Source organism: Mesorhizobium sp. M5C.F.Ca.IN.020.32.2.1 (assembly GCF_004023105.1).
GTDB classification, from domain to species: domain Bacteria; phylum Pseudomonadota; class Alphaproteobacteria; order Rhizobiales; family Rhizobiaceae; genus Mesorhizobium; species Mesorhizobium wenxiniae.
Window position 1 is genome coordinate 1 of the sequence record NZ_RZSX01000971.1, and the last position, 2213, is coordinate 2213.

4 protein-coding genes are annotated in these 2213 nt (G+C 62.8%); 1 reads left to right on the plus strand and 3 read right to left on the minus strand.

Annotation, left to right across the window (positions count from 1 at the left end; translation table 11 throughout):
- Nucleotides 1–338: cupin (locus tag EOA86_RS31610; protein ID WP_128345193.1), on the plus strand; the 338-nt coding region annotated here is incomplete at its 5' end.
- Between the two features lie 44 nt (nt 339–382).
- Here EOA86_RS31610 and EOA86_RS31615 read toward each other — a convergent pair.
- The 3 genes from EOA86_RS31615 to EOA86_RS31625 form a co-directional block, all read right to left on the minus strand.
- Entirely contained in the window at nt 383–574 is a 192-nt protein-coding gene (locus EOA86_RS31615; protein WP_245497437.1) for a hypothetical protein, read from the minus strand.
- A 181-nt stretch (nt 575–755) separates the two neighbouring features.
- Nucleotides 756–1934 (minus strand): hypothetical protein, encoded by a 1179-nt coding sequence (locus EOA86_RS31620; RefSeq protein WP_128345194.1) that lies wholly within the window; start codon nt 1932–1934, stop codon nt 756–758.
- 53 nt (nt 1935–1987) lie between these two features.
- A partial coding sequence (locus tag EOA86_RS31625; protein WP_206630192.1) for a succinylglutamate desuccinylase/aspartoacylase family protein occupies nt 1988–2213 on the minus strand: 226 nt, incomplete at its 5' end.

Genomic DNA, 2213 nt, shown 5'->3' on the forward strand with positions numbered 1-2213 from the left:
TGACCGGGGAGGGCTGGCATTCGCCGCCTGGTTACCCGCCCGACATCGAGCAGAAGATCCTTGCCGGCCGGCTTGACGACGCGGGCAAGACCGGGCACCGCACGCGGCTGCTGAGGTTTGCGCCGGGCGCCTATACGACGGTGCCGTTCGTGCATGACTACTGGGAAGAGATCTATCTCTTATCGGGAGATCTCATCGTCGGCGGATCTTCAGCCAACGAGCCGTCGCTGAGTTTTGCCCCGAACACCTACGCTTGCCGGCCGCCTGGCGTCTATCACGGTCCGTTCCGGTCGCATACCGGGTGCCTGCTGCTCGAGCTTCACTATTACGAGACTTAACTTTGCTCGAACGATGTCCGCGCCCAAGCATGCGCCGCCGAGCCCTACAATGTCTGGTAATAGCGGGTCTCTGACGTTCCTAATGTCTGCTGCGGGTCACCGACCATAAAGGGGTGGCTGCGGGTCAGCCCCGCCTGGATCAACATGAGGTTCTGGGGGCCGAGGGAAAAGATAAGCCCGAGGCCGAACACGAAGCCGGATTCCGCTGCCGGCGACAACAGGGCGTCGGCTGTCATGTGACGCCACCTGGCTTTTTCGGTCCCGCACCCTTCTGCATCTGCCGCCTCCCACGCGACGTAGGATGGGCGGCAGGCGCATATGGATCGCTACGGCAAAGCCGGCAGTCCCGCTCCCAGGTTCACGGTTCGAGGACCGGACCTGGATTGACAGCTAGACTGCGGCACACGGATCGATTGTTCAAACAGCTCGTGCTGCACGCACCCAATCGAGTCTTGCGGCGGGAACAAGGCCGTAATTGTAAAAATTGATACCGTCGACGTCCGGCGCCAGCGCCGGTTTCACCTTGGCGGCGAGGATTCCAGGGCCCGCCATTTCGGGATAGAAGAGCCGATAGCCGGCGCCGAGGAATTTCTCTGCTCCGAGCGCGGTACGGCCGGCCGCCATCAGGCCTGCGACATCGCCGGCCTGCATGTCGTAGGCACACAGGATCGCCCCGTCACAGACCTTGCCGAGCGCTGCCAGATCGCAGCCGCCGAGCCAGCCGTCTTTGAGGTCGATGATGAGGACACGTGTCTCCGGGTCGGCAACCTCGCGCAGCTCGGCGACAAGACTGGTCACCGGCTCGAACCGCCACAACAGATAGGCATGGAGTTGCGGCCAGGGCAGAAAAGTGTCGAGGCCACTTGCGGCAAATTCTGGAAAGCGCCGTTCAGGAACCGCGCGCTCGCACGCCTCGGCAATCCACTGCTTGACGAGCTCACGCGCCGCCTCGCCTTCGATGCCGGCACCGGCCGCACGCGCGAGGCAGGACGGACAGAAGCACAGCGACAGAAGGAAATCGTCTTCCGGCGTCAGCCCGACACCGTCCTTCTCGTGATGGTATTCATGGGCAAAGCCCATGAAGGACGGGCTTTCAAGTTCGATTCTGTCCGGCTTGTAAGTATGCGTGATATCCGCGGCCAGCGCGCGGACGTAGGCGCGAGCATCCGGATGCGATGGGCAGAGATTGTAATAATTGGGGTCGCCAAAGGCGTTGCGGGTGACGGCCTGCGGATAAAGCATGCCGAGGCGGGTATTGTGCAGGCAGACCGTCCAGCACGACACCTGGAGGCCGCCTGCCTCGCGCCGTTGGACAAGTTCGGCCAGAACGTCGCCACCTTCCGTGATCACGTCCGCCACCTTGGGCTGGATCACGAGATCGGCCCATCGCGCGGTGGTTGGTTTGAAGTAGATCGTGCCGTCCTCCGGGAAATAGGCTTTGCGGCGCGGGCTGCGCGGCTGCAGGAACCGGCCGGCATGATAGGAGGTCGCCAAGCTGATCATGTTGAGCCCGGCACGCTCGAACAGATCGCGTTCGACCATCTCCAAGCCCAAATCCTGAACATCCCAGGGATAGGTCCACATCGAAAGCTGCATGAAATATCCTCAGTTTCTGCAATGGCGCCGTGAAGACGCCGATTGGGCTCCCGTCAGCCTTCCACCGGTTCGGCGACTTGCAAGAGGCAGTCTCCCGCCTCGCACATCGTGTGCAGCCGGCGCGAAAGTACGATACCGCTTTCGGCGAAATGCAGGGCTTCCTCGGCAAGATCGAGCCGTTCGAGGTCGTGATACCAGCCGGCCAATTGTCCGGCGGCCACGCCGTCGCCGAGCCTGACGGCGGGTTCAAACCAGCCGCGGCGGGTGGCGTACAGGCCC